The sequence below is a fragment of the Oceanobacillus kapialis genome, assembly GCF_044790185.1.
Classification (GTDB): domain Bacteria; phylum Bacillota; class Bacilli; order Bacillales; family Amphibacillaceae; genus Oceanobacillus_B; species Oceanobacillus_B kapialis.
This window is the reverse complement of the sequence record NZ_CP085256.1, coordinates 3,404,463-3,429,884: the sequence shown is the minus strand read 5'-3', so window position 1 is coordinate 3,429,884 and position 25,422 is coordinate 3,404,463. Positions and strand designations below refer to the sequence as shown.

Annotated in this window: 25 protein-coding genes; 14 read left to right on the top strand and 11 right to left on the bottom strand. The window is 39.8% G+C overall.

Going from position 1 to position 25,422, the window contains the following annotated elements:
- Nucleotides 1-19 precede the first annotated feature (19 nt).
- From LG273_RS17660 to LG273_RS17645, 4 genes are all read left to right on the top strand, one after another.
- Nucleotides 20-325 (top strand): PTS lactose/cellobiose transporter subunit IIA, encoded by a 306-nt coding sequence (locus tag LG273_RS17660; RefSeq protein WP_379562596.1) that lies wholly within the window; start codon nt 20-22, stop codon nt 323-325.
- Nucleotides 326-340: 15 nt separating this feature from the next.
- Complete coding sequence (locus tag LG273_RS17655) at nt 341-1,735, top strand: glycoside hydrolase family 1 protein (protein WP_404456195.1); 1,395 nt, start codon at nt 341-343, stop codon at nt 1,733-1,735.
- A gap of 145 nt (nt 1,736-1,880) precedes the next feature.
- Entirely contained in the window at nt 1,881-3,812 is a 1,932-nt protein-coding gene (locus LG273_RS17650; protein ID WP_404456192.1) for a BglG family transcription antiterminator, read from the top strand.
- Between the two features lie 131 nt (nt 3,813-3,943).
- A complete protein-coding gene (locus LG273_RS17645) occupies nt 3,944-4,921 on the top strand; it encodes a ring-cleaving dioxygenase (RefSeq protein ID WP_404456189.1) in 978 nt (325 codons plus the stop codon).
- A gap of 114 nt (nt 4,922-5,035) precedes the next feature.
- Here the strand turns inward: LG273_RS17645 and LG273_RS17640 are convergent, their stop codons facing one another.
- The gene (locus LG273_RS17640) at nt 5,036-5,410 is read right to left on the bottom strand and encodes a VOC family protein (protein ID WP_404456186.1); all 375 of its coding nucleotides are present in this window, start codon (nt 5,408-5,410) and stop codon (nt 5,036-5,038) included.
- 152 nt (nt 5,411-5,562) lie between these two features.
- On the opposite strand from LG273_RS17640, the gene LG273_RS17635 reads away from it, so the two are divergent.
- Both LG273_RS17635 and LG273_RS17630 read left to right on the top strand, forming a co-directional pair.
- Nucleotides 5,563-5,919, top strand: a complete 357-nt coding sequence (locus tag LG273_RS17635; protein WP_404456183.1) for a nuclear transport factor 2 family protein — start codon at nt 5,563-5,565, stop codon at nt 5,917-5,919.
- A gap of 421 nt (nt 5,920-6,340) precedes the next feature.
- Nucleotides 6,341-7,189: a Cof-type HAD-IIB family hydrolase gene (locus LG273_RS17630; RefSeq protein WP_404456181.1), complete on the top strand. Its 849-nt coding sequence runs from the start codon at nt 6,341-6,343 to the stop codon at nt 7,187-7,189.
- Between the two features lie 344 nt (nt 7,190-7,533).
- Here the strand turns inward: LG273_RS17630 and LG273_RS17625 are convergent, their stop codons facing one another.
- Entirely contained in the window at nt 7,534-8,349 is an 816-nt protein-coding gene (locus tag LG273_RS17625) for an N-acetylmuramoyl-L-alanine amidase (protein WP_404456178.1), read from the bottom strand.
- 228 nt (nt 8,350-8,577) lie between these two features.
- Between LG273_RS17625 and LG273_RS17620 the strand changes: the two genes are divergently transcribed.
- Nucleotides 8,578-9,018, top strand: a complete 441-nt coding sequence (locus LG273_RS17620) for a GNAT family N-acetyltransferase (RefSeq protein WP_404456175.1) — start codon at nt 8,578-8,580, stop codon at nt 9,016-9,018.
- Here LG273_RS17620 and LG273_RS17615 read toward each other — a convergent pair.
- Nucleotides 8,943-10,136, bottom strand: coding sequence for an ISL3 family transposase (locus LG273_RS17615; protein ID WP_404456172.1), 1,194 nt, complete (start codon nt 10,134-10,136; stop codon nt 8,943-8,945). The two genes, LG273_RS17620 and LG273_RS17615, sit on opposite strands and share 76 nt — an antisense overlap.
- A gap of 85 nt (nt 10,137-10,221) precedes the next feature.
- On the opposite strand from LG273_RS17615, the gene LG273_RS17610 reads away from it, so the two are divergent.
- Complete coding sequence (locus LG273_RS17610) at nt 10,222-10,530, top strand: GNAT family N-acetyltransferase (protein WP_404459581.1); 309 nt, start codon at nt 10,222-10,224, stop codon at nt 10,528-10,530.
- Nucleotides 10,531-10,574: 44 nt separating this feature from the next.
- Here LG273_RS17610 and LG273_RS17605 read toward each other — a convergent pair whose 3' ends face one another.
- Nucleotides 10,575-12,053, bottom strand: a complete 1,479-nt coding sequence (locus LG273_RS17605) for a potassium/proton antiporter (protein ID WP_404456170.1) — start codon at nt 12,051-12,053, stop codon at nt 10,575-10,577.
- A 170-nt stretch (nt 12,054-12,223) separates the two neighbouring features.
- On the opposite strand from LG273_RS17605, the gene LG273_RS17600 reads away from it, so the two are divergent.
- The 3 genes from LG273_RS17600 to LG273_RS17590 all read left to right on the top strand — a co-directional run bounded on the left by LG273_RS17600 (nt 12,224) and on the right by LG273_RS17590 (nt 15,469).
- Entirely contained in the window at nt 12,224-12,355 is a 132-nt protein-coding gene (locus LG273_RS17600) for a hypothetical protein (protein ID WP_379562581.1), read from the top strand.
- Nucleotides 12,356-12,608: 253 nt separating this feature from the next.
- A complete protein-coding gene (locus tag LG273_RS17595; RefSeq protein ID WP_404456166.1) occupies nt 12,609-13,679 on the top strand; it encodes a glycosyl hydrolase family 8 in 1,071 nt (356 codons plus the stop codon).
- 83 nt (nt 13,680-13,762) lie between these two features.
- Nucleotides 13,763-15,469, top strand: a complete 1,707-nt coding sequence (locus tag LG273_RS17590) for a methyl-accepting chemotaxis protein (protein WP_404456162.1) — start codon at nt 13,763-13,765, stop codon at nt 15,467-15,469.
- A 23-nt stretch (nt 15,470-15,492) separates the two neighbouring features.
- Here the strand turns inward: LG273_RS17590 and tatA are convergent, their stop codons facing one another.
- From tatA to LG273_RS17575, 3 genes are all read right to left on the bottom strand, one after another.
- Entirely contained in the window at nt 15,493-15,696 is a 204-nt protein-coding gene (gene tatA, locus LG273_RS17585; RefSeq protein WP_379562630.1) for a twin-arginine translocase TatA/TatE family subunit, read from the bottom strand.
- A gap of 37 nt (nt 15,697-15,733) precedes the next feature.
- Nucleotides 15,734-17,449: a GMC family oxidoreductase gene (locus LG273_RS17580; RefSeq protein WP_404456159.1), complete on the bottom strand. Its 1,716-nt coding sequence runs from the start codon at nt 17,447-17,449 to the stop codon at nt 15,734-15,736.
- A 91-nt stretch (nt 17,450-17,540) separates the two neighbouring features.
- A complete protein-coding gene (locus tag LG273_RS17575) occupies nt 17,541-18,290 on the bottom strand; it encodes a gluconate 2-dehydrogenase subunit 3 family protein (RefSeq protein WP_404456156.1) in 750 nt (249 codons plus the stop codon).
- Between the two features lie 113 nt (nt 18,291-18,403).
- Here LG273_RS17575 and LG273_RS17570 point away from each other — a divergent pair, with 113 nt between their 5' ends.
- A complete protein-coding gene (locus LG273_RS17570; protein WP_404456153.1) occupies nt 18,404-19,063 on the top strand; it encodes a hypothetical protein in 660 nt (219 codons plus the stop codon).
- Nucleotides 19,064-19,164: 101 nt separating this feature from the next.
- Here LG273_RS17570 and pstB read toward each other — a convergent pair whose 3' ends face one another.
- From pstB to LG273_RS17550, 4 genes are all read right to left on the bottom strand, one after another.
- A complete protein-coding gene (gene pstB / locus LG273_RS17565; protein ID WP_404456150.1) occupies nt 19,165-19,983 on the bottom strand; it encodes a phosphate ABC transporter ATP-binding protein PstB in 819 nt (272 codons plus the stop codon).
- A 48-nt stretch (nt 19,984-20,031) separates the two neighbouring features.
- Nucleotides 20,032-20,916, bottom strand: coding sequence for a phosphate ABC transporter permease PstA (gene pstA, locus LG273_RS17560; RefSeq protein WP_404456147.1), 885 nt, complete (start codon nt 20,914-20,916; stop codon nt 20,032-20,034).
- 1 nt (nt 20,917) lies between these two features.
- Nucleotides 20,918-21,868 carry a phosphate ABC transporter permease subunit PstC gene (gene pstC / locus LG273_RS17555; protein WP_404456144.1) on the bottom strand — a complete coding sequence of 317 codons (951 nt, stop codon included), beginning with the start codon at nt 21,866-21,868 and terminating at the stop codon, nt 20,918-20,920.
- 140 nt (nt 21,869-22,008) lie between these two features.
- Complete coding sequence (locus LG273_RS17550) at nt 22,009-23,043, bottom strand: PstS family phosphate ABC transporter substrate-binding protein (RefSeq protein WP_404456141.1); 1,035 nt, start codon at nt 23,041-23,043, stop codon at nt 22,009-22,011.
- Between the two features lie 261 nt (nt 23,044-23,304).
- Between LG273_RS17550 and LG273_RS17545 the strand changes: the two genes are divergently transcribed.
- Nucleotides 23,305-24,168 (top strand): Cof-type HAD-IIB family hydrolase, encoded by an 864-nt coding sequence (locus tag LG273_RS17545; RefSeq protein ID WP_404456138.1) that lies wholly within the window; start codon nt 23,305-23,307, stop codon nt 24,166-24,168.
- Between the two features lie 23 nt (nt 24,169-24,191).
- Nucleotides 24,192-25,406 (top strand): winged helix-turn-helix domain-containing protein, encoded by a 1,215-nt coding sequence (locus tag LG273_RS17540; RefSeq protein WP_404456135.1) that lies wholly within the window; start codon nt 24,192-24,194, stop codon nt 25,404-25,406.
- Nucleotides 25,407-25,422 lie beyond the last annotated feature (16 nt).

Genomic DNA, 25,422 nt, shown 5'->3' with positions numbered 1-25,422 from the left:
CTTTCGAGGTGGGTAGCTTGTGGAGACGACAACAGAAATTGCTTTTCAAATTATATTGTTTGCTGGAAATGGAAAATCCAACGTGATGGAAGCAATCCAGGAAGCAAAAAGAGGAAATTTCACGGAGGCGGATCGGTTGGTAGAAGAAGCAGGAGAAGAATTAAGTAAAGCGCATTACTATCAAACCCAGCTGCTACAAAAAGAGGCAAATGGAGAAGAAAATCTGATCAACGTCATGCTAATTCATTCACAGGACCACTTAATGACAGCGATGACTGTCAGAGACCTAGCTATTGAGATTATTGAAATCTACCGTAATAAATAAAGTGGAGGGAAAGAGATGGCAAAACAAACAGACTATTTATTCCCTGATGGCTTCTGGTGGGGGAGCGCAACTTCTGCCACACAGATTGAAGGAGGAGCCACGGAAGGCGGGAAAGGTAACAATATTTGGGATCACTGGTACCAGACAGAAGAGAATCGTTTTTTTGAAGGGGTGGGCCCAGAGAAAACTTCTGACTTTTACCATCGTTATAAAGAAGATATTGCGTTAATGAAGGAAATTGGGCATAATACGTTTCGCTTTTCGATCTCCTGGTCTCGTCTTATTCCCGGTGGTAGAGGAGAAGTTAATCAGGAGGCAGTGGCTTTTTATAACGCCGTAATTAATGCGTTATCAGATAATGGGATAGAACCCTTTATAAATCTCTATCACTTTGACATGCCTTATGCATTGCAAGAAGAAGGTGGTTGGGAAAGCCGGGATGTAGTGGAGGCCTATGTAACGTATGCAACCGAATGTTTTCACTTGTTTGGCGATCGCGTGAATGTCTGGTTTACGTTTAATGAACCGATCGTACCCGTTGAAGGCGGTTACCTCTATGATTTTCATTATCCTAATATAGTTGATGCTAAAAAGGCTGTACAGGTTGCATACCATACGATTATTGCGCATGTAAAAGCTGTAGAAGCTTTTCATCGTTTACCAGGACAGAAGGGGAAAATAGGTATTATTTTGAACTTAACTCCTTCATATCCAAGAAGCCAACATCCTGCAGACCTTAAGGCTTCCCGAATTGCCGATTTGTTTTTTAATCGGAGCTTTTTAGACCCTGCTGTTTTAGGTAAATATCCTGAGGAGCTAGTAGAGCTTTTAAGACAGTACGATCACCTGCCAGAAACGTTGCCAGAGGATACAGCATTAATCCAAAACAATACCGTCGATTTATTAGGTGTAAATTACTACCAGCCAAGACGTGTTAAAGCGAAAGAACATGAACCAAATAAAGAGGGTCCCTTTATGCCGGATTGGTTTTTCGATCCATATGAAATGCCTGGAAGAAAAATGAATAAATATCGTGGTTGGGAAATCTATGAAAAGGGCATCTACGATATCATGGTAAATTTAAAAGATAATTACGGGAATATAGCGTCGTTTATTTCGGAAAATGGCATGGGCGTACAAAACGAAGAACGATTTATGGAAGATGGAGAAATCCAGGATGATTACCGTATCGCCTTTATTCGAGAACATCTCAAATGGCTGCATAAAGCGATGGAAGAAGGCTGTAATGCAAAGGGTTACCATCTGTGGACCTTTATGGACAACTGGTCTTGGATGAATGCTTATAAAAATAGGTATGGATTTTACTCGGTGGATCTTGAAACAATGGAAAGAACACCTAAGAAAAGTGCCAAATGGTTCAAAGAAGTTTCAAAGCGTAATGGATTTTAGATAGCTTGAGCGACAAGTATACGTGGAGAATTAGTAGAGTGCCTCGGCACTCTACACTCCTATTAATGAGATTAATAGTCCTATTTAAAAAAGTAGCACATACAAAGAAAGCTTGTAGAGGAGAGTCATGATGATGAACTCCAGAATGAGAAAGGTTTTAAAGGAACTCATGCAAACAGAAACATCTGTTACAGGGAAGTACCTTGCCCATATTAATGACGTAAGTACTAGAACTACCAGAGAGGACATACGAAATCTAAATTTAATCCTAATGAATAACGGGGCGACAATCGAAGCTGTTATGGGAAAGGGTTATCAATTAAATATAACCGATGAACATCGATTTCGGCATTTTTTGACGGAAATGTCAGAGTATATCTTTGCTAGTGACGAAGCACTTCCGCAAACTCCTAAAGATCGTGTCCAATATATTATGCTTCGTTTATTGCTTGAGGAAGCCTATATCAAACTGGAAGATTTAGCTGATGAATTATTTGTTAGCAAATCAACGGTGCAAAATGATCTAAAAGATGTGAAAAGACTTCTTGATTCTTATAAGCTCACTCTTCATTCTCGTCCTAATCACGGACTAATAATTAAAGGGGATGAAGTGAAGATCAGGTTCTGTATCGCAGAGAATATCTTTAACCACACACATGGAGAAGGGGGCCATTACTTGGATCCCTTATTCTCTTATTTAACGAAATCAGATCTTGCTAGTATACAAGACCTCATTTTATTAAGGATTAAAGCACATGATATTACATTATCCGATATCGCCATCCAAAATCTTGTCATTCATATCGCGATTGCCTATGAACGAATAAGAAGCGGTAATCACGTGAATTTGTACAAAATGGACACAAAGCAGATTGAAGAGCAAAGAGAGTATGCGGTTGCTCAAAATATTGTTAGCAGTGTGGAGGACAAGTTTAACGTCACCTTTCCAAACGAAGAAACTGCCTATATCGCGATTCACTTGTTAGGAACTAAAATGATAACCCATATTAATGGCGAGTCTAAGGTGATGAAGCATGTAATAGAAGAAGACATTATGCAAATTGTAACGAAGATACTTGAAAAAATCGAAAAAGAATTGACTCTCGGGGTAAAGGATGACCCTGAATTAGTGATGGCATTATCCCTTCATTTAAAACCAGCCGTTAATCGCTATAAATATGGAATGAATATTCGAAATCCCATGCTTGCTGATATAAAAAGAAATTATCCGCTTGCCTTTGAGGCGGGAATATTAGCGGGATTAGTGATCGAACAACATACAGAAACAAAAATCAATGAGGGTGAGATTGGTTATTTAGCATTACATATAGGAGCCGCTATTGAAAGGAGAAAACTCACAACAGGACCATTAAGGTGCCTGATTGTTTGTGCATCAGGGCTAGGGACAGCTCAACTAATCTACTACCGGTTAAAAAACCAATTTGGAGAACGGCTTGATGTGGTAGATACAACAGAATTTTATAAGTTAAGCAAACGGTCGTTGGTAGATATTGATTTCATTATTAGCTCCATCCCGATTAAAGAAAACCTTCCAGTTCCAGTGTTAGAGGTGAATGCTGTATTGGGAAGTAGAGATATGGAAAAGGTAGATCGTTTTATAGCAAAAAAACAAAATAATTCATTACAATTCTTTGAAAAGGATTTAATGTTTTTAAACATGAATTTTACATCAAGAGAAGAAACAATGGCGTTTATTACAACTCAATTAGCTGAGCGATCTCTAGTAGACGAAACGTTCCTTTCTGCTATCTATGAAAGGGAGGAAGTAGCCCCGACTTCTTATGGGAACCTAGTAGCCATTCCACACCCTATTACACCCCAAACGACGCGAACATTTTTATCAGTATGCACCTTGCAGAACCCGATTATTTGGAGCGAAAAGCCTGTACAATTTATATGTGTACTCTGTGTGAAGAAAAACAGTCAAGAGGATCTTCAATCTATGTATGAAGAACTTGGAAGAATTGTGGCCAGCCAAAAACTTGTAGAAAAGCTAATTCATGCTAAGAGTTATGAAGCGTTTATGGATCACCTTGTCGGGGGTAAAAAACTATAAGAAAAATGTAACCGTCTTAAGGGCAGAATTTTGAAGGTCAACCATTAGACTCTCTCCTAAATCCATGTTATATTTATATTTAATTAAGAATATATTAATTAAGTGTAAATAGCATGAAGGAGGATTTCATTATGAATGGCCTTAAAGGAATTCACCATGTGACAGCAATAACGAGCAGCGCAGAAAAAAATTATGAGTTTTTCACTTATGTACTTGGAATGCGACTTGTGAAAAAAACGGTGAATCAGGATGATATTCAAACATACCATCTCTTCTTTGCAGATGATAAAGGAAGTGCTGGGACAGATATGACCTTTTTTGATTTCCCAGGAATACCAAAAGGAAGTCATGGTACAAACGAGATTTTTAAAACATCCTTCCGTGTACCAAATGATACAGCCCTGGACTATTGGGTAAACCGATTTGATCGTCTGGAAGTAAAACATACAGGCATCAAGGAACAATTCGGTAAAAGGACCCTTTCTTTTGTGGACTTCGATGATCAACAATACCAACTTATCTCTGACGAAAAGAATGAAGGGGTGGCTTCCGGTACACCATGGCAAAATGGCCCTGTACCATTAGAGCATGCCATCACTGGGCTCGGTCCTATTTTTGTACGAATTGCCAATTTGGATTATTTCAAAGAAGTACTTGAAAAAGTATTGCAATTTAAAGAGGTTGCTAGTGAAGGAGCTTTTCATCTATTTGAGGTTGGGGAAGGAGGAAATGGTGCGCAAGTTGTGGTTGAATATAACCCTGTTTTACCAAACGCAGTTCAGGGCTATGGAACCGTTCACCATGTTGCTTTCCGTGTAGAAGACCGCGCTGTTCTAGAAGAATGGATTACACGCATGGATAACTTTGGTTTCCAAACATCAGGTTATGTGGATCGACACTTCTTTGAGTCACTGTACGCAAGAGTAGCGCCACAGATTCTCTTTGAATTTGCGACAGATGGGCCAGGCTTTATGGGAGACGAGCCTTATGAAACCCTTGGTGAGAAACTGTCTCTGCCTCCATTTTTAGAGCTACAACGCGATCAAATAGAAAAAATGGTCCGTCCTATCGATACAGTAAGAAGCACGAAAAATTTAACAAAAGAGTAAGATGAAAAGCCCTGTTGGAAGAAAGCAATCCAGCGGGGCTTTTGTTCCTAAAAAAGGGCCTTAAACCGATTCTTAACGGAAAAAACCACACAACAGAGAAAAAGTTTTCTATGTTTAACCATTACAAATCATGATAATATTCCCGTCTGGGTCCTTTACGTTAAAAAAGGCCAAGTTGTCAAAACGCTCAATTGGCGCATTAATCTCATAACCTAATTCTTGTACATAGGAATAAGCTTCATCAATGTCATCGGTGTGAAAATTAAAGATAGGGTGCTTAGATGGTGAGACTTGTTGTTGTTTATTCGGAGGGCCGGCGTCTAAAAGAAGGCCAGTATAATGGTTAATGTCCATATTATAAATGGGCTCCTTTACACTCTCGAGGTCATAGGCTTGACCAAGTAGGCGACAGTACCATTCCACTGAAGCATGCAAATCACTTACGGGAACAAATACTGTATTTAGCTGGTTTTTAATTGGGCTCGTCATAAAATCACACTCCTTAATAATGAATTGTTTAGTCATATACTAATTCTTTCTTTATTCGTGATCTCCTGCTCTAATTTCTAAATAACAAAGAGAATAGTGTTACAGATAAAAGCATGCTATAGTAAAGAAAATATGAGGGAGGTACACACGAAATGTCAAAAAATCAGGAATTCTTTAAGGAGATCAATAATGCTTTTATGACAGGAGATGTGGATACACTCATCCGTAATATTGCAGACGACATTATATGGAACATGGTCGGAGATAAAGTCATCAAGGGAAAGGATACAGTTATCAAAGAGTTGGAACCTATGAGAGGCTTTAAGGCTCCCCATCAAACAAAGCAAATCATTACCCATGGAAATACTGCAGTAATCGAAGGAACGATGACATTGGATGACGGGAACGGTAAAAAGAAAAAGTACGCTTTTTGTGACATTTACAAGCTCAATAAGTTTAAAAATGGCAAAATAAGCGAGATAACTGCATACTTGATTGAAGTGGAGTAATGGTGAAGCTAATAAAAGCCTCAATATTGTTCCCGCTTTTTCCGAGTGATAAAATAAAAAATGGTGAGGATGGGACAAAAGTTTTCTTAACACATGAAAATCCGAACTATAACGCAATTCCTTGAAGAAGGGTTAGTTTAGTTCGGGTTTTCTCATTTTAGCGTAGGCAGAACACGTAGACTCCTTGAAAATACATTCGTATTTTCTGCGTGCGATGCATCGCTGACGTAGCTTTCCTTGTCCAACGGGAACAGCGCGAGTCCGAAGACCCCGCAGTGGTGCCCTTTCCACGAGGAGGCTGAGGCCGTGCCCGTGGAAAGCGGAGTGTTCTGCCGAAGCGGTGCTAAAACGTATTATTCGTAATTAAGCATAGACGACTTATTTATGTCCCAGCCTCATTTCCAATCGGGGAGGGAAAAGGATGAAGCTTATCGCTATTGACTTAGATGGAACACTTCTTTCTAGTAATGGAACGATTAGTAAAGGGAATATTAAGGCAATTAAGGAAGCACAGGAGAAAGGACATGTGGTGGCAATATCTTCAGGGAGGTCGTTGCACGATACGAAGGAAATTATGCGACGTGCTACTATTACCTGTCCAATTATTACTGGCAATGGTGCAAAATCTCTTCATCAAGCAGAAGCAATCCATAATCTTCACTTTACAGATCAAGTGCTGAAATCTTTAATGCAAATTTTAGAGAAAAGTGGCTTGTATTACGAAATCTATACAAAAGACGGTGTATTGGTAGAGGAAAATGGTAAGAGTCAGTTAGAAGAGGAAATTAAGCAGCTTGATGAGATGGATCCAAGCTGGGCTGAAGAAATTGTAGAAATCCAATACCAACAGCATGGGCTGAAGCGTGTGCCCGGTTACGCAGACATTGATTTTACCAATAAACAAGTTTATAAGCTATTCGTGATGTCTTTTTATAAAGAGGAATTAGAAAAACTCCGTAATCAGATTGCCGGTCGCACAGATATCTCTATTACAACCTCCGGGAGGCAAAAGCTTGAAATTGGTCATCCAGAAGCGAGTAAGGGACATGCATTGGAGTTAATAGCTGAATATTTCGCTGTGCCAATGGAAAATACGGTAGCAATTGGGGATAATTTTAATGATCTTTCTATGTTCGAGAAAGCTGGTATGAGTATTGCAATGGGCAACGCAGAGGAAGAAGTGAAGCAGCAATGTACATATGTGACTGGAGATCACAATGATGATGGCGTTGCAGAAGCATTGAGAAAGCTCGTACTAGATAAATCATAAATAGAGAGGCTGAGAAAAAAGTTCTCTTAACACATGAAATCCCGAACTAACTTGCAAATCCGTTAATAAAGGTTTGCCTAGTTCGGGTTTTCTTATTTTAGCGTAGGCAGAACGCGGAGACTCCTTGAAAATGCTATCGCATTTTCTGCGTGCGATGTGTCGCTGGCGCAGCCTTTCTTGTCCAACGGGAACAGCACGAGTCCGAAGACCCCGCAGTGGTGTTCTTTCCACGAGGAGGCTGAGGCCGTGCCCGTGGAAAGCGAAGTGTTCTGCCGAAGCGGTGCTTAAGCTTATTAATCGTATTTAAGCATAGTTGATTTAGTTATGTCCCATCCTCTTTCCTTTTAATCCTCACTTATATTATAAGCATCACGTATACCGGCATTTCTTACTCTAGTTAACTGTTCCTCAGCATTATCTCGATCGGAAAAGGCGCCAGCTTGGACGCGGAACCATATCTCACCTGAGAGGCTAAGGCTATCTAAAAAGGAACTAATCCCCTTGCTTTCCAATTCTTCAACTCGCTGTTCCGCATTTGCCTTAGATTTAAATGATCCGGCGATAACCTTAAATAGCTGACCAGAACCGTTGTCACCATCGTGATCTTCTTCTTTAAGTTGGAGATTAAAGGCTTTCGCAAGGCCATTTACATGTCCCTGTGCTACTTTTTGTCGCCATGAAGCGTTTCGCATTAAAGCTGCATCGTTTTGGTTATCGATAAATCCATTCTCTGTAAGGATTGCTGACATGTTAGATTCTCTTAATACATGAAAGTTTGCTTTTTTCTTGCCACGATTTCTAAGCTGGTTTACTTTGGTTATTTCTGTATGGAGGACATTACGATATCTAGCAGTTTGCGAGGAATCCGATAAATTGCTGTGAATAAAATCTTCATAGCCTCTAGCGTTTCCATTAAAAGCATTGCAATGAATAGAAAGAAAATAGTCCGCTCCCCAAGCATTCGCCTCATTTGTTCTTTGCTGCAAGCTTTTCGTTATGTCACCGTCACGACTTAGGCGGACATTTACATTGCGGTAATTATTTATCAATATGGAGCGGATACGTTGGCTAATATCCAATGTTATATTTTTTTCCCTTAAACCATTGCCCTGTGCACCAGGGTCACTACCTCCATGACCAGGATCTACATAAATTTTCAAAAAGAATACCTCCTATCAAGATTTGTAGCTCACTAACAAAATATGAAATATATTAAAATTGCCATTGGACAATCATCATATAAATGGCAAAATTCCATATCTGTCAGTGCCCTTTTCGTTTCTATGATCGAATGAAACGGTGCTTTTGGGGGCAGGGAGCTGGTAACTTTTCAAGTAAGAACCTGTTAAAATAATAATATAAATCCCCGTGGGAGGAGCAGTGAGCGAGTGAATATAGAAATTACGAATATACCGGTATTAGAAACGAAGCATTATTTATTAAGGGGCATCAAGGAAGAAGATGCCAAAACGTTGCTTCTTTTTATGGGAGACAAAAAAACAATGCAATATATTACTCCGCACCCGGTTCGTACAGAATCTGAAATGCGAGAGGAAATTGCCAAGTATTTAGAACGGTTTGCCGAGAAAAAAGAAATCCCGTGGGTAATTTTGAATAAGGAGACAAAAGAAATAGTAGGACAATTTCGTTTCCACAAGCTAGACTTATGGCATCGAAAAACAGAAATAGGAGCGATTATCCGAGAGGAATATCAAAAAAAAGGGTTCTATGTCAAATGTGGTGGTGGGTTGAATCAACCCATCACCTTTTTCATTTCTTGTTGCCAGAGAATTTTCTTCTTTAATCTCTCGAAGCCTTTGATTCCATAAGAATTGCGTTTTATTACTTTAATCGTGTTGTTCACACCTTCGATGTATCCATTGTTATAAGGATATACAAAGGCTTGTAAAATCTCTTGTCTCCAATTTAAAAATGTTTTTCTTACACGATGAAAGGCTTCAATCCCTGATCTCTTTAAGGATGCTAAACAATGATCTAGGTTTTTACTCGCCGTTTGATGATCACTTTCCTTAAACCATTTCTCCATCATGACCTTCAATTGGTAGGCCTCTCTTAAACGGGTATCAATCTTTAGAAGCTTTTCAACTTTTTCTTCTTGATCTTCGTCCAGATTAAAATGCGACTTCCACAATAACTTCTTACCTCGCTTCATTTGGAGACGGATGGGTTTATCGACATCTGCCTGCACTTGTCGTCTCACTTCATCCAAAGCCCAATACACTTGACGCATGAAATGGAAACGATCAGCGATAATAAGCGGATGATCAAGCACATCACAGACAGCTTTCTTGAACCACTTCGACATGTCCATGACGACAATTTCCACTTGACCTGTATCGCGGGAACGCAGGTACTTTTTAATGGTATCCACTTTCCGATCTTCTAAAATATCAATAATATGTTTATTTTCCACATCGACAATGACCGTTTGAAACCGTTCGCCTCCGGCGTCCCCTTTAAACTCATCTATGGCTATCGCTCTCGGGAGTACTCGGTTTGTCTTTATGTTTCGACGATCAAACAGTCGCAAAAGCCGAGTGTCCGTCAGCCCAGTCCATCTCGCAGCTGTTTTAAATGAGCTGGAAGATGTATACATCAAAGCTTCTGCTTGCAGAGAGGTGGTACAACGTTGATAGCGATCTACCATTTGAAGCCGTTCGAAAAAGGTCTTACCACAATCCTTGCACAAATATCTTCGTTTCCGAAGGAATAGTTTTACCTGTTGGTTAGGTAATACGGGACCTTGAATCGGTTGAATTCGATAACTATGAACCCGTTTGGTTTTACATCGACAGAACGGACATTTCTGCTGTCGTTTTTCGGTATAAAGTTCAACAATCAAGGCATCCGAACCCTGAGATATATCCCACACCTTCACATTATTATCTTTTATCCCTAACATTTCTATGATAAAATGGTTTTGCATTCGTTCTCTCTCCTTTGCCTTTTGTGTCGCAACTTTAGGGTATCAAAAGAGAGAGAACGGTGCATTTTTTTTACATCTTTAAAACATTGGCAGGACAAGAAGCACCACCACATTCATTGTAGAGCCAAAAAAAGGAGTTATGACAGAGATTTTGGAGACTGTATTGGAATTTGGCTTCCATAAGCTACAGTTAAATCGTATTGTCGGCGATATTTTTGCAGGAAATAAAGGATCTAAAAAGCTTATGGAGAAATTCGGGTTTCAGAAGGAAGGCGTGCTGAGACAAACCGATTTCGATGGCTTGCATTACCATGACACGGTGGTTTATAGCATGCTTAAACCAGAGTATGAGGAGAAGATGCAACAAGTGCCCGAGAACAGTTGGCTAAAGTAAAAGCAAAGGAGGCATCTGGGAATTGCTCCCCGAAATGCCTCCTTTTATTTTTCTGCATCAACGACTTGTTTCTCTTTTTTCTCTTTCTTTTTGCCAATTAAGGCAGCTTTTACTTTTTCTCTACTCTTCTTGTGACTTAAAACGTAAAGGGTATCTTTTTGTTGAATGACAGAATTACCACTTGGCGTGATCAGCTCACCCTCGCGTATAATCCCAATAATCAAGGTGTTATCAGGTAGTTCCAAATCGATGAGCGAAGTATCTACCGCGGGTGAGTGGCGATTAATGGCTACCTCCATTATTTCAGAATCTGTCGTTCCCAAATTAATAATTTCTAGGCTCGGTAACAGGTTTTCCTTCTCTTCCCCAGTTAAGTGGAATTTCTCTGCCAGCCAAGACAGGCTACTACCTTGTACAAGAGCTGACATTAATACAACGAAGAATACAGCATTAAAGATAAGTTGACTGCTTTCAATATCAGCAATGATTGGGTACGTTGCTAGTACAATTGGGACGGCTCCTTTAAGGCCTGCCCAAGATACAAACAGCTGCTCCTTTATATTGTATTTTAAGAAAAAGAGTGAAATGAAAACCGCAATCGGTCTTGCCAGAAACATGAGGATGATAGATAAAGCAATACCTTGCCAAAAAATATCCAATAGCTGGTTTGGAAAGACTAACAAACCTAGCAAAATAAACATAAGAATTTGCATCATCCAGGCAAAACCTTCATTAAATCTTAAGATGCTAAAGCGATAAAGGAGATCACTATTTCCTACGACAACAGCCATTATATATACAGCAAGTAAGCCACTTCCGCCAATTGAATCAGTTAAAATATACGTAAGCGAGGCCATTGCCAAGGCAAGAACAGGATAAAGACCAGCCGTATCCAACTTAATATGGTTGATGGTAAGAACAGTTAATTTTCCAAGTGCAAACCCAAGAACCAGTCCAAGGCCCATCTGGACAAAAAAGCTGCCGATTGCCGTCCATATAGAAGCATCAGGGACCTGAATCATTTCAATAAAAGCGACTGTTAAAAAAACGGCCATTGGATCGTTCGAACCTGATTCGGCTTCAAGGGTAGAAGTGAGCTTTCCTTTAATGTTTTTATTGCCTAACACGGAAAATACAGCAGCGGCATCTGTGGAACCAACAATAGCGCCGAATAGCATTCCTTCCAGTAAGGAAAAATCGAGGATATACATTGCAGCTAGCCCAGCAATAAGAGAAGTTATTAAAACGCCAACGGTTGCCAAAATACTGGCAGAGCCAATGATAGGTTTTATGTGAGCCCATTTTGTTTGGGTCCCACCTTCGAATAGGATGATGATGAGCGCCATAATTCCAATTAATTGTGTGATTTCCACATTTTCAAAGAAGAAAAATTGGTTCATACCCATTCCAACAAGAAGGAATAAGACTAGTGAGGGTAGTCCAAGACGAGTAGAGAATTTAGTGGCCAGTACTCCCATGAGGAGCATGGCAGTAAATAAGAAAATCATTGTTTCCATTGACATTATAGGAACAACCCTCCGATGTAGTAAAACATATAGTTCTTCATATAATTTTATACTTTAATTCTGAAAAAACAAAACATAAAGCCTTCCATATCACCATTTTTTTCACGTGTATAAGAACCCTTATGTGCGAAATACTAGAAAAAACTTCTGAAAAAGGGGCATTTTACATGGATGAAAAGAACAATCAGTTTAAGGAGAACAAAAATCATGGGGAACATCGCAATGGTCGAAAAAGCCAGTACAAAAATAGCAATTCAAAAGGCGGAGAAGAGCCAAATCAGTATATAACAAAGAAATAAAGAAATAGAAGGCTTCCGTCAAGGTACCCACTAGCATGAAAAGTGAATGGGTACCTTGTAAATTATTTAAAATATATGCTAGTTTCGCTGCAAAAAGTCTGGAAAAAGGTTGCAGGGAAATAAAAAGTATTGTATGTTCTTTATAAAGAACAATAGTTTGAGTTAAATTTTTTTGGATAATATGTTCTTAATAGTGAACGAAAGTAGAAGAAGTAACGCGTTAAAGCCATAACTTATAAAAAGAGGTGGAGCCATGTTAATTCCTTTGTTCATAGTTATTATACTTATCCTTATTGTTATAAATGTAGTGATTAATGTAAAAGGAAAGCGATCTAATGCAAGTTACCTGATAACAGAACGTTTTATAGAAAAACACCTTATAAACGCTAATGGAACACTCACCACTTCGATTAAACCTTCGGGTCAGGAGGTTCTTTCAGAGTCAATTGGATTTTGGATGCGTTATGCTGTTGAAAAAAAGGATAAAAACCAGTTCGATCATGCCTATGTTCAATTGGTTAAGCATTTTCTTAAGCAAGATGGCATGGTTTACTGGAAAATAGCAGACAATGGTAAATGCCTTGATTTTGCAAATAACTTAGTAGACGATTTGCGCATTATATCTGCATTACTGGATGCAGGTGAACATTGGCCTGACAGTCCTTATCCGTACAGAAAAACGGCAGAACAAATGACGATGTTTGTTAAGTCCTACAACAGATGTAAAGATGTACTAATAGATTTTTACGATAAAGGGATGCGCTATCATAGTAATTACCTTACATTGTCTTCTGTGGAGGTAGAAGCCTTAGGGAAAATGAGAAACAAAGGACTCATCTCTAACTTGATTTACGAGTCTACAGTTAAGAAACTTTTGCAAGCCCCTTTAAAAGACGGCTTTTTTCCCAAGTCCTATCACACTTTGAGTGAGCAGTATATCTATGAAAAAGAAGTGGACATGACGGAGCAGGCACTTACCGCTTACCAGCTCACTTTAACTGGTAGAGGTCCTGAAGCGTTTTTAACGTTTGTTAAGAAGGAATTTCTTCATAAACGTAAAATTTATGTCAGGTATAATCGGGGTACTAAAGTCCCGACGGTATATGAGGAATCCCCTGCTGTATACAGCATCTTAATCCTCTGCTTTAAGGAAATAGGTGACAGGGAGTTCGTGAATAAGCTATTTAGGCGGCTATTAGATCTGCGTAATATGAAAGCAGAAGACCCGTATTATGGAGGTTATGCAGTGAGTCAGCAAAAAGCACACCTTATTGATAATTTACTGCCTCTATTAGCAGAAAGGAAGTTATCTAGTACAAATTAACTATTCTTAATGAATAATTTACAATAAATTAATACCCCCTTGATATAATTTTTACAATAGAGTTGTATTTAGGGGGGACACCGGTGAGTAAAATAAAGCAAACATTTTATTCAAAAGTGAGAGAAGCATTAACTAAACTAAGTCTTCGTAGTAGATTACTCATTCTTTTTATTTCTATCTTTATTCTCTCCATTACGGTAGTAGGAGCTGTTTCATACAGTAAAGCGAGAGACATGACAACAGAAACGATTGAAAACCGTCTGCTAAGAGAAGCAGAGCTAATGGGGTATATCGCGGACAATTTAAAATTTTTATATGTTAGTGATGATGCCTATTTTCAGCAACAGCTAGTCGCTAATATCCGGACTCAACAAGAAAAGCTCGCAGATGAAGGAATCGAGTCAAGCTATTATTACATAACAGATGGGGAAGCAACCCCTTTTGAAACAGGGAATCAGCAGGCAGTTCCTATTCCTGAGTCAATTGTTGCCCAGATTAGTGAGGAACAGAATGGCATTTTTAATGAGCAAATTAGTGGAGAAGCCCATACATTTACGTTTCAGGAAATGGATGAAATTAATGGCACCTATGTGATAGCTGTGCCAGTGTCTTCTTATATGGGACCTGTTCAAGAAATGGCGTGGTCTACTATTATCGTCATTGCCATTAGTATAGCCATCAGCATTGTCCTTATAGTGTTATTTGTGAGTAGTTTGACTAAGCCCTTGATGGTATTAAGAAATGCTATGAGGGAAGTTAGAGAAGGGGATCTACAGCAACAAGTGGAAATTCAAACCACCCTTCCAGAGTTCATCTCCCTTAAAAAAAGCTATGACGCGATGATGAATCAAATGGTTCAGCTGCTTCGTGATATCCGAAAAACTACCTTACAGCTTCAAAAGCATGGAAAGGAATTACAGGGAGCCTCCGAAGGGACCTTAGCATCGAATCAGGAATTGAATCAGGCGATATTGGTTGTAAAGGAAGGTGCCGAGCAGACAGCAGGAAGTTCAGAGGTGAGTGCAGAAAACTTCCGGGAAATGAAGCACCAAATGGAAGAGATGCTTGTTAATATGGATACCGTTTTTACTAGCGCTGATGGGATGCATGAATCTGCAGAATCGGGAAATCATTCCATGACAAAGTTGATTCAAACTGTCCAAACCTTTGAGAAGGATTTTGCGCAACTAACGGAGACGGTAAGGCAATTACAGTCAGATGCTAAATCCATTAGCGATCTAGTTGGGCTGATCCAAGGAATTACAGAGCAGACAAAATTATTATCCCTTAATGCTTCGATTGAAGCTGCGCGGGCAGGAGAAGCTGGTAAAGGATTTGCGGTAGTAGCAGAAGAGGTTGGGAAGCTGGCTGAGCAATCTGCTAATGCTGCCTCCCAAATTACGTCTTCAGTCCATAACATGGAAACTATAACGACGCATGCTTCACAGGAGTTTGATCAGATGTTGCAAAAAACGCACCGAACACTTGAGATGTCGAATGAGTCACAAGTATCCCTCGATGGACTGCTTCATGAAATCCATGATGTTGGGGGGAAACTGCGTGGAATACAAATGGAGTTAAGCGGATTGAAACAACAGCTCCCGTCACTCGAACAGATAGCTGGAGAATTTTCCTCCGTCTCACAAGAAACCTTGGCAAGTGCAGAACAGATGCTAGGGAGCAGTGAGTTGCAATTGGAATCCGTAAAAGCAACTCACGAAATTGGAATGAAGCTTACCGCCACTTCCGAATCGTTATCAGCCAAGACACAACGCTTTAAAATAGAGTAAAGATAATAAAACACCAGGCTATGCTATGCCTGGTGTTTTTCATCTGCTTCTTTAGTGGTTGTGACTTGCTGTACATCATCTTCTAAAAGCTCATTCGTTGATCGTTTAAATTCAGACAACGTTTTTCCGAAAGCTGAACCAATCTCCGGAAGTTTTTTCGGTCCGAATATAATGAGGGTAATTACGAGAATGATAATTAACCCCGGTATCCCAATATTTGATAACATCGCTCAACCTACTTTCAGATTGAAAGAAGACGGGTGATTACGCTAATAGTCCGCCATCTTTCTGATATTTTATAATTCCTTCCGCAGCTCGATAAGCTAAGGCTCCCACTGTGTCTGTAGGATTGTACCCACTATTGTGTGGAAACGAGGAAGCGCCTACGACAAACAGGTTCTCCATATCCCACATTTGAGAATAGTTATTTACCGCGGATGTTTCCGAATCTGCTCCCATAATTACCCCACCTGTATTATGAGTGGATTGGTAGGTCGTAATATTGTAAGGGCCCAGTTCTTTCATTGTGTCAATTTTATCGGCACCCATTTCTTGTAAAATCTCCTGTGCCTTTTTCGCGGTAAATTGCGCAAGTTTACGATCTTGATCTCTAAAGTCATATGTCATACGGATCAATGGGTCTCCAAACGTGTCCTTATAGACTGGATCCAAATCTAAGTAATGCTGCTTATAAGGCATGCTGGCGCCCATCGCACTGACAGATAAGGTTTTGTTAATGTAACTTAAAGAGTTTTTCTTAAATTCTTTTCCCCATGTTGGTGAATCCTTTGGTATGGGGTTGTTTTGAATTGGCCGCTGTCCAGTTTGAGTTAAAGATAAATATCCACCATGAATAAAGTCAACGTCAGAGTGATCAAAATTATCTCCATTAAAATCATCAATGACCATCCCCAATGCTCCGGCACCAGCAAAATTGTTAAACTTTTCATCTTCAAAATATCCAACGGCAGAGCCTTTTACTACCTGGTAAGCATAATTTTTTCCTACTACTCCTTTCCCAGTAGAAGAGTCATAAGGTTTCCCGATTTTAGAGTTTAACAACAGTTTCACATTATTAAACACGTAGCTTGTTACCACAACTGTGTCTGCTGGTTGTTCAATTTCTTCGCCTGTTGTAACATCCGTATATCGCACCCCAGTAGCTTTTCCATCCTTATGTAGGATTCTTCTAACCCAGGAGTGTGTTCGTAAATCAAATTTCCCTGTCTGTTTTGCTACGGGTATGACGGTAACAACTGGATCAGCTTTTGCCCCATACTCACAGCCAAACCGTTCACAAAACGCACAGTATTGGCAGGCTGCTCGCGAGATCCCATCTGGATTCTCGTACGACTCGGATAGGTTAGCCGATGGCATCGTGTAAGGGTGGTAGCCTAAGTTTTCTGTTGCCTTTTTGAACATTCTCATCTGGGGAGAATGTTTCATAGGACCTGTTGGATATTTAGCTGAACGTTTCCCACCTAAAGGATTCTCTTCTCCTGAAATACCTGCCATTTTTTCAAACTTATCGAAGTATGGTTCTAATTCATCATACGTAATGCCCCAATCTTGAATAGTCATATCAGCAGGGATTTTATTTTTACCGTAGCGTTCAATCGTTTTGCTGCGAATCTCAAAATCGTACGGGAGAAAACGAAATGTTTGCCCGTTCCAGTGCACACCCGCGCCGCCTAGTCCATCCCCAAATAAGAAAGATCCGTATTGTCTCATTGGAAGGGCGCGTACTTTTTCATTTCCTCTAAAAGTAATGGTATCTTTTGAAAGGTCCTGCATTAGTTCATATCGCAGGGCATACCGTAATTCATCATGAACCATAAAATAGTCCTCTGTTTCCCGTTCTCGCCCTTTTTCCAAGCCAACTACGTTTAATCCCTGCTTTGTTAGCTCCGCAGCGATAATGCCTCCTGCCCATCCAACTCCTACAATGACAACGTCTGTTTTCGGTAATTTTTTAACCATCTAACATACTTCCTTTCTTGTACATTTGTTGCGTTTCATTTTCTAAGAGGGTAAGTTCCGTTACGATCGATCCTTGGCGTTTATCAGGTCTCTACATATGATCTCGCAGGCTGTTTGGTGGGATTTCTTTAAAATCGCCCTCAATAATTTCGGTATAATTCATCTGATTTCCTGGATAATCCCGCATTTTCCAGCCGTCCATGTCTTTATTCCCACCATAAAGGGGATCACTATAGACACCTTCTAAAGTCATCGAACGCAATAGTTGAAAAAAGTTCCCTGGGGAAATCGTTGTGACATTCACCTTTTCTTCTGCAAAGTCGGTTAGTACCTGATCCTGCTCTTCCTCAGTTAATTCGGTAAATCCTTTTTCATAGGTTTGATGACTATAATTTTGCATTTCTCTGATTCCAATTCTGTATATCTCTCTGCGATTAAGCCTACCTTGATAACCTTGCTCTTTCTCACCATGAAAAAATGGTGGCTGCATATAATCACGTGCGTTAAAGCCATAGGAGCCGGCCAGTTGGTGATCAATATAATAGGCAACTCCAAGTTCGCGTGCCCCTGAGCCATTGTCATCCTGCGGGAAAATTCGTTCTGTGGCAGCTTCTATCGCGCGAAACTCTGCCTGGTTAAAATACATTAATGCGTGATTGTAGTTCTTGACTTCTTCCGTCTGCTGCTGGTTATTTTCTGCTGTTTCGGTATTCCAGGGAATGACGCTCCCTAGTACACCCCCAACTGCTAAACCGCCAACGGCAATACCGGAATTACGTAAGAACCTTCTTCTGGAGAGATTCTCCTTTTCGGCTTCGTTCTGTTTCTTTTCATCTGACATAAGTTATACCTCCCTGCATATTGCTAGGCTTTATTATGTCACCATAAATAACCATTCATGCATTCTTTTTATTTGGGTACACTATCTCGTAAATAGGAATGGAGGGTTCTGAGATGAAATTAGGAAAATTAAGTCTACTAATCATGTTGTCAATTGGATCTTTAGCAGCTTGCAATCAAGAAAACAATGCAGAGGAAAGCACGGAAGAGCCAAATATGGAGCAAGTGAGTCATTCCCATGAGAATATGAATAACCCAGATATTATTCCAGGAGTTTCAAGAGATAAAAAAGAAACAACCAACCAGAATGGAAGTACGTATAGTGGGATGGGGCAAAGCTTGTATAGTACTATCGGTAGCTCTGGAGTTCATGAAGGAGGAGTATCTTCCTTTTTTGAATCAATTCTTGAAGGGGAAGGGATTACAGGAGTAAAAGTGTTTGTAGTGGATGATTCTGTTGTATTGGCAAGAAATAAAGCGGAAACGACAAGTCACGAGTATGATTCCATGCAGCAAAGTCTATTAAGTGATACAGAAGGCATGTCTGGAAAAGGGGAGCCAGACGGTGTGGAACCAGAGGATAAGACATACGATAATTTAGACCAGGCTCGAGAGAAAGTAGACGAGATGTTTAATGGAGATGTCAAAGTCTTAACCGTAACCAATCCCAAATCGGTGGAATTAATTGAAGGAATAAAAGGTAATATCATGGAATCTTCCTATGAAGAGGCATCCAGACAGCTTTTAGAACTACTCAATATGGCTGAGGAGTAACATTCATAGTGACCGAGCCGAAAGGATTAAAATAACCCTCTGCCTATTAGAAGGGCAGAGGGTTATCCATCATGTTCGGCCATTTATCAGGAAGTTTCACTTTATCCAAAGCGTCCAGAGATATAATCTTCTGTTCTGCTGTCAGATGGATTCGTAAAGATGTTATCCGTATTATCAAATTCCACAACTTCTCCATTTAAGAAGAAGGCAGTTCTGTCAGAAATACGTGCTGCTTGCTGCATATTGTGGGTAACGATAATGATCGAGTAATCCTTTTTTAACTCCTGTACAAGTTCTTCAACACGCAGGGTAGACTTAGGGTCAAGTGCAGAAGTAGGTTCATCCATTAAAATAACGTCTGGCTCGATAGCAAGACAGCGCGCAATACAGAGACGTTGCTGTTGCCCGCCTGATAGGCCATAAGCATTCTCTTTAAGTCTGTCTTTTACTTCATCCCATATGGATGCACCACGTAGACTTTTTTCCACGATCTCATCTAAAATCTTTTTGTTGCGAATTCCATGAATTTTAGGGCCGTATGCAACATTATCATAAATAGATTTTGGAAATGGATTTGGCTTTTGAAAGACCATACCGACTCTTGTGCGTAAATCTTCCACTTTAAACTTTCTATCTAGAATATCTCTGCCATTATATTTAATAGTACCGGTAGTTCGAACGGTTGGTACTAGCTCTACCATGCGGTTGAGTGTTTTGATATATGTTGATTTACCGCAGCCAGATGGCCCAATGATAGCTGTTACTTCTTTTTCATAAATCGATAGGTTAATATCCTTTAAAGCGTGTGTTTCTCCGTACCAAAGGTTTAAATCCTTCGTATCGTATACGACTTTTTTATCTGTAAATGTCTCTTCTGCATTAGTAGTGAATGTTGGCTTATTTTCTGTTTTAAGACTCATTAAATTACCTCCTTAATATTTGTGCCAAAAACCAATGATTTGTAACGGTTAGTATCTTTGCTGAAACTTATTCCGGATAATGACAGCAATAGAGTTTAGAATAAACAGCATGAGCAATAACACAACAATAGTTGCTGCAGCTAGATTAGCGTACTCAGCTGTAAGCACGGAATCAATTGTCCAGTAATAAATTTGCATTGGCATGACGGTGAAGGAGTCAAAGAGACCTTCAGGGAACGGGATTAACAATGCCGGTATTCCCAGTACAGTTAAAGGAGCTGTCTCTCCAATTGCCCGAGATAAAGCAAGAATGGATCCAGTTAGGATTCCGGGAAGTGCTGCGGGCAAAACAATATTTTGAACGGTTTGCCATTTTGTAGCTCCCATACCGAAAGATGCCTCACTTAAATGCTGCGGTACGGCACGAATAGCTTCTTGGGCAGCTACAATTACGATAGGAAGCACAAGGAGTGACAAGGTGAGTCCTCCGGCGAGTACCACATTTCCTAAATCCATGGCTCTAACGAATACTGTCAGCCCGAGTAATCCATAAACAATAGAAGGAACACCTGCTAGATTAGCGATGTTTGTCTGGATGATAGCTTGGAATTTCCCTTTTGGTGCGTACAGCTCCAGATAAATAGCAGTAGCAACTCCCAGTATCAAAGTAACTGGAATAACTACAATCATCAACCAAAGTGTACCTAAAATAGCTCCCATAATCCCAGCTCTTTCAGCGCTAGTTGAAAGCTTGCCTGTAATGAAGTCCATATCTATCCAAGCAAGACCTTGTGTTAATACACGGACAATTAAAATAACAAGTACTACTATCCCAAACATAGTTGCAATAGAAAACAATGTTTTTAATATATTGTTCTTAGCGAGTCTACGGTTCATTTTGCTTTGAACTTGTTCCTGGTCTATATATTTCATTTTAATATTCCTCCCTAAACTTACGAGAGATGTATCTTGCCAGTAAGTTCATAATTAGAGTGAAAACAAATAGTGTCATGGCAACAGCATAAAGGCTGTAATATATAGTCGATCCAGCAGGTGCCTCCCCACCAGAGACTTCAACAATGTATGCAGTCATTGTCTGCATAGATTGGGTCACGTCAAAAGTAAAGTTCTTGGAGCTACCACTTGCGATGGTAACAATCATTGTTTCCCCGATTGCACGGGAAATACCAAGAACGAAGGATGCAATAATTCCTGACAGTGCTGCTGGAATTACAACACGGAAAGTGGTCTCCAGTTTGGTTGCACCTAGAGCTAGTGCTCCTTCACGCATTGCATTCGGTACAGACGTCATTGCATCTTCAGATAGGGAAGCGATCATTGGAATGATCATTACTCCCATTACTAATCCTGGACTCAAAATATTTGTAGCTCCTATTGAGGGGATAATATATTCAAGCATAGGGGTTACAAAGGTAAAAGCAAAGAATCCATAAACAATAGTAGGAATTCCTGCTAGTACTTCTAGTACAGGTTTTAAAACTCTTCTAACCTTATCAGATGCATATTCACTTAAATAAACAGCGGTCATGATGCCGATTGGCCCCGCTACGAGCATCGCGATTAAGGAAGAAACGATTGTACCGTTTATTAACGGTAATACCCCAAACTCAGGGTCTTGACTTAATGGTTTTAACACTGTTCCGGTGAAAAACTCAACGATTGGTACTTCTTGAAAAAACGAAATTGTTTCAGTTAGTAGGGTATATACAATACCGATTGTGGTTAAAACTGAGACTGCTGCAAAAAGAAACAAGATTACAGGGATTGATTTCTCTGTATAGTTGGAAATATTTCGTTTTTGTTTCTTTTGGTCTATTAAATCCCTTATAGAGCTTTCCTTATTATAATTTCCGTTAGGTGCCATGGGATCGCGATCACCCTTTCAATTTCCAGATACGATACGGTAAAACAAGCTTTCCTATTTATTAAAATAAAAGTCACAATAAGATGAGAGCATGGATAGCTCTCATCTTATTGGTGGTGTGTTTATTTTTTAATGAACGATTATTGTTGTAGTGCTTCTAATTCTTCTAGTTGTGTTTGTGCTTCTTCTTCAGGGATAGGAGCAAATCCTGTTTCCCCAGCGAATTCGTTCACATTGTTCATTACATATAGTGCATAATCTAAAACTTGTGGTTTTTCTTGTGCATTGTTTACGTTTAGGTAAGTGAACACTGGTCGAGTGAAGTCTGCGTACTCACCATCTTCAGCAATTGTGTCTAAAGAAGGTTCTACAGGGCCATTACCAAAGTCAACACTTACTGCTTGTAACTGGTCTTGGTTGTTTACATAGTAACCAAATCCGAAGAATCCGATAGCATTTGGATCTTCTGCTACTAATTGAACTAGAGTTGAGTACTCTTGTTGTAAGTTGATGTCACTTACTAGATCTTTTTCTTCAAGGATCGTTTCATACATGAACTCGTAAGTACCATGGTTTTCGTTCGGACCTACAACTACGATTTCTTCTTCAGGCCAATCAGGGTTGATATCGGACCAAGTTTCTACTCCACCATCAGCAAGGAAAATGCTTTTGATTTGTTCTGGAGTCATTTCAGTAGCCCAGTCGTTTTCAGGGTTGATAGCGATTGTTAATCCATCTAATGCAAGTTTAAGTTGTTGCGTTTCAATTTCAAGCTCTTCAGCTTTTGCTTGTTCTTCTTCTTTAATTAAACGAGATGCATCATTGAAGTCTGTTCCATCTTCAACTAGGAATTTTTCAAATCCAGCACTTGTTCCAGAACGACTAACTTCAACAGATACGTTTTCTTGAGTTGTCATATATTCTTCAGCAAGTCTAGACATTAGAGGGTAAACTGTACCCGAACCGTCAATTACGACTTCTCCTTCAACGCTCTCAGAGTCACCAGATGCAGATTCGCTTTCTCCGCCTTCTGAACTTGTCTCTTCTGAAGAGTCGCTTCCAGAGTCACTGTTCGAATCAGAACCGCTGTCTCCTTCTGAGTCTGATCCACATGCTGCTACGAATACAGCCAGTCCTGCGATAAGCAGAATCATTAAAAACCTTTTGAAATTCATTTGAATTGTCCTCCCCTTCTTGCGCTTATAAGTTTTGAAAGATTTTCTCTCTCAACTGCTAGTATAGTAGGGGAATGTTAAGAGAGTATGATTAGAATGTAAAGGTTTTGTAAATTAGGTAAAAAGTCCTCGATAGCTTTAAAAACTTATAGATTTATAAGCGCATAAGAAGAAGTACAAGGGGCATAGTGTGTATAATGAGATTGCGACTTTGATAAGGAATTTGCGTTAAAAATAGTACGATAGATAGGGGAGCTAATTATGAAGCTAATTGCAACAGATTTGGACGGAACTCTATTAAATGAAGAAGGAAAGGTAAGTCAAAAGAATGCCGAAGCGATTAAAAAGGCAACAGATCTTGGCATACAAGTAGTGGTTGCGACGGGTAGGTCTTACGAGGCTGCAAGTAAACCTTTACTAGAAGTAGGGATAACAGCACCGGTTATTTGCTTGAATGGAGCGAATACATATTCAAAGAATAAGGAATTATTAAGGGAAGCTCCTTTGGGAAGAGAAACCGCTAAAGATGTCCAAAAACATTGCGAAGAAGAAAATATATACTTTGAGCTTTTCACAAATGAAGGGGTTTATTCAACAAGTAGAGAGAAATTTATTCAAGTAATGATTGATATTTTAAAATCAGCAAATCCTGATATAACAGAGGATGAAATTAGAGTAGGTGCTGAACGGCGGTTTCAGAATGAAGAAGTTCAGTTTATCGACCATTATGCGACACTGTTTGAGCGGGATGATTTAACTGTCTATAAAATACTGGCATTCTCATTAGATGATAAAAAATTAAAAGATTTGTTTATTAATTTGGACGTAAACCCAAATTTAGCTATCACTTCCTCAGGTGAAGTGAATCTTGAGTTTAACCACCCTGACGCTCAAAAAGGCATAGCGTTGGAAGCACTGGCTAAGAGTATGGGGATTAATATGGACGAGGTTATGACACTTGGTGATAATTTTAATGATGTTAGCATGCTTACAATGGCTGGTCGAGGTGTGGCGATGGGAAATGCGGTAGAGGAAATCAAGGCATTATGTAAGTACACTACTAAATCAAATGAGGAACATGGCGTGGCTTATGCTATAGAGGAAATGCTGAAAGAGCTAGAATAGATACTTTTGTTAAAACGAAAGGTGTGGTAGATGTGCAAGCATCCTATACGACGAGTAAAGAGGCGTTAAGACGCTTTCTTCTTGAAACACAGCACCTTCTTCCTAGGAATCAGGAGCTTTCTGCCCTGGAAATGATACAGAACCTGGAATGTGTCCAGCTAGACCCAGTAGCTTCCGTGGAAAGAAACCAACATCTTGTCTTAATGGCGCGTCTCCCTAATTATCGACCTGAATTGCTCCATGAGTTGTTGAAGGAAGGGGAGCTTTTTGAATACTGGGCAAATGCAGCGTGTACAATTCCAATAGAAGATTATCCCATTTTTAAGACGATTCGAGCCAGAATGCAAAAGCTTGTTCAGCCTGAGCTTGATAAGCTTTCTCCTGTGGTTGAAGATGTGGTCACAAGGTTTAAGCAGGAGGGAGAGCTTCCCTCTCGTGCTTTCCGTTCAGAAGAAAGGGTGCTGGGTGCCTGGGATACAAACCTGCCAAAAACAAAGGCAACCTCCCGTGTTTTAAATTTACTGCTTGATGCAGGAAGACTTCGTGTTGTTAAAAGAGAAGGACCAGAAAGGTATTTTCATTTAGCAGAAGAAAGTCTCCCAAAAACCTTATTGGACGATGCTGAGAGAATTTCAGATGAAGAGGCAAAGCAAGCCTTGCTATGGAAGTACTTACGGGCATACCGTGTAATTGATTCACGGGATCCACGCCTTGGTTGGCAAAAGTTAAAAGCAGCAGAAAGAAAAGATACCATGGAAGAATTGGTAGAAAGTGAAAGAGCCGTCAGAATTAAACTTGAAGGAATAAAAACTACCTATTATATATTGGCACAAGATTTAGAGCGTCTAAAAAGACATGAAAGTGATGGAGAACGGTTTTCCATTGAACATAATAGCGTACACTTTTTACCACCACTTGATAATCTGCTTTGGCGCAGAGATCGCCTCGTGGACCTTTTTGATTTCACATACAGATGGGAAATCTATACGCCGAAGGAAAAACGGCAATATGGTTATTATGCAATGCCCATTCTTATAGGGGATCAGTTGGTTGGCAGGATGGACCCTGGTCTTGATCGAGCTACTAACCATCTATATGTTCGGCATCTTCAGATTGAGCCTACTATAAACCTAACCGAGCAACTGCGAGTTAATATTTGGCAAGGGATAGAGAGATTCGCATCTGCCCATGGGGCAACAGGGGTTACGTTAGATAAATTTAAGTGCGATATTTATTAGGCTTGTAAGAATGTCA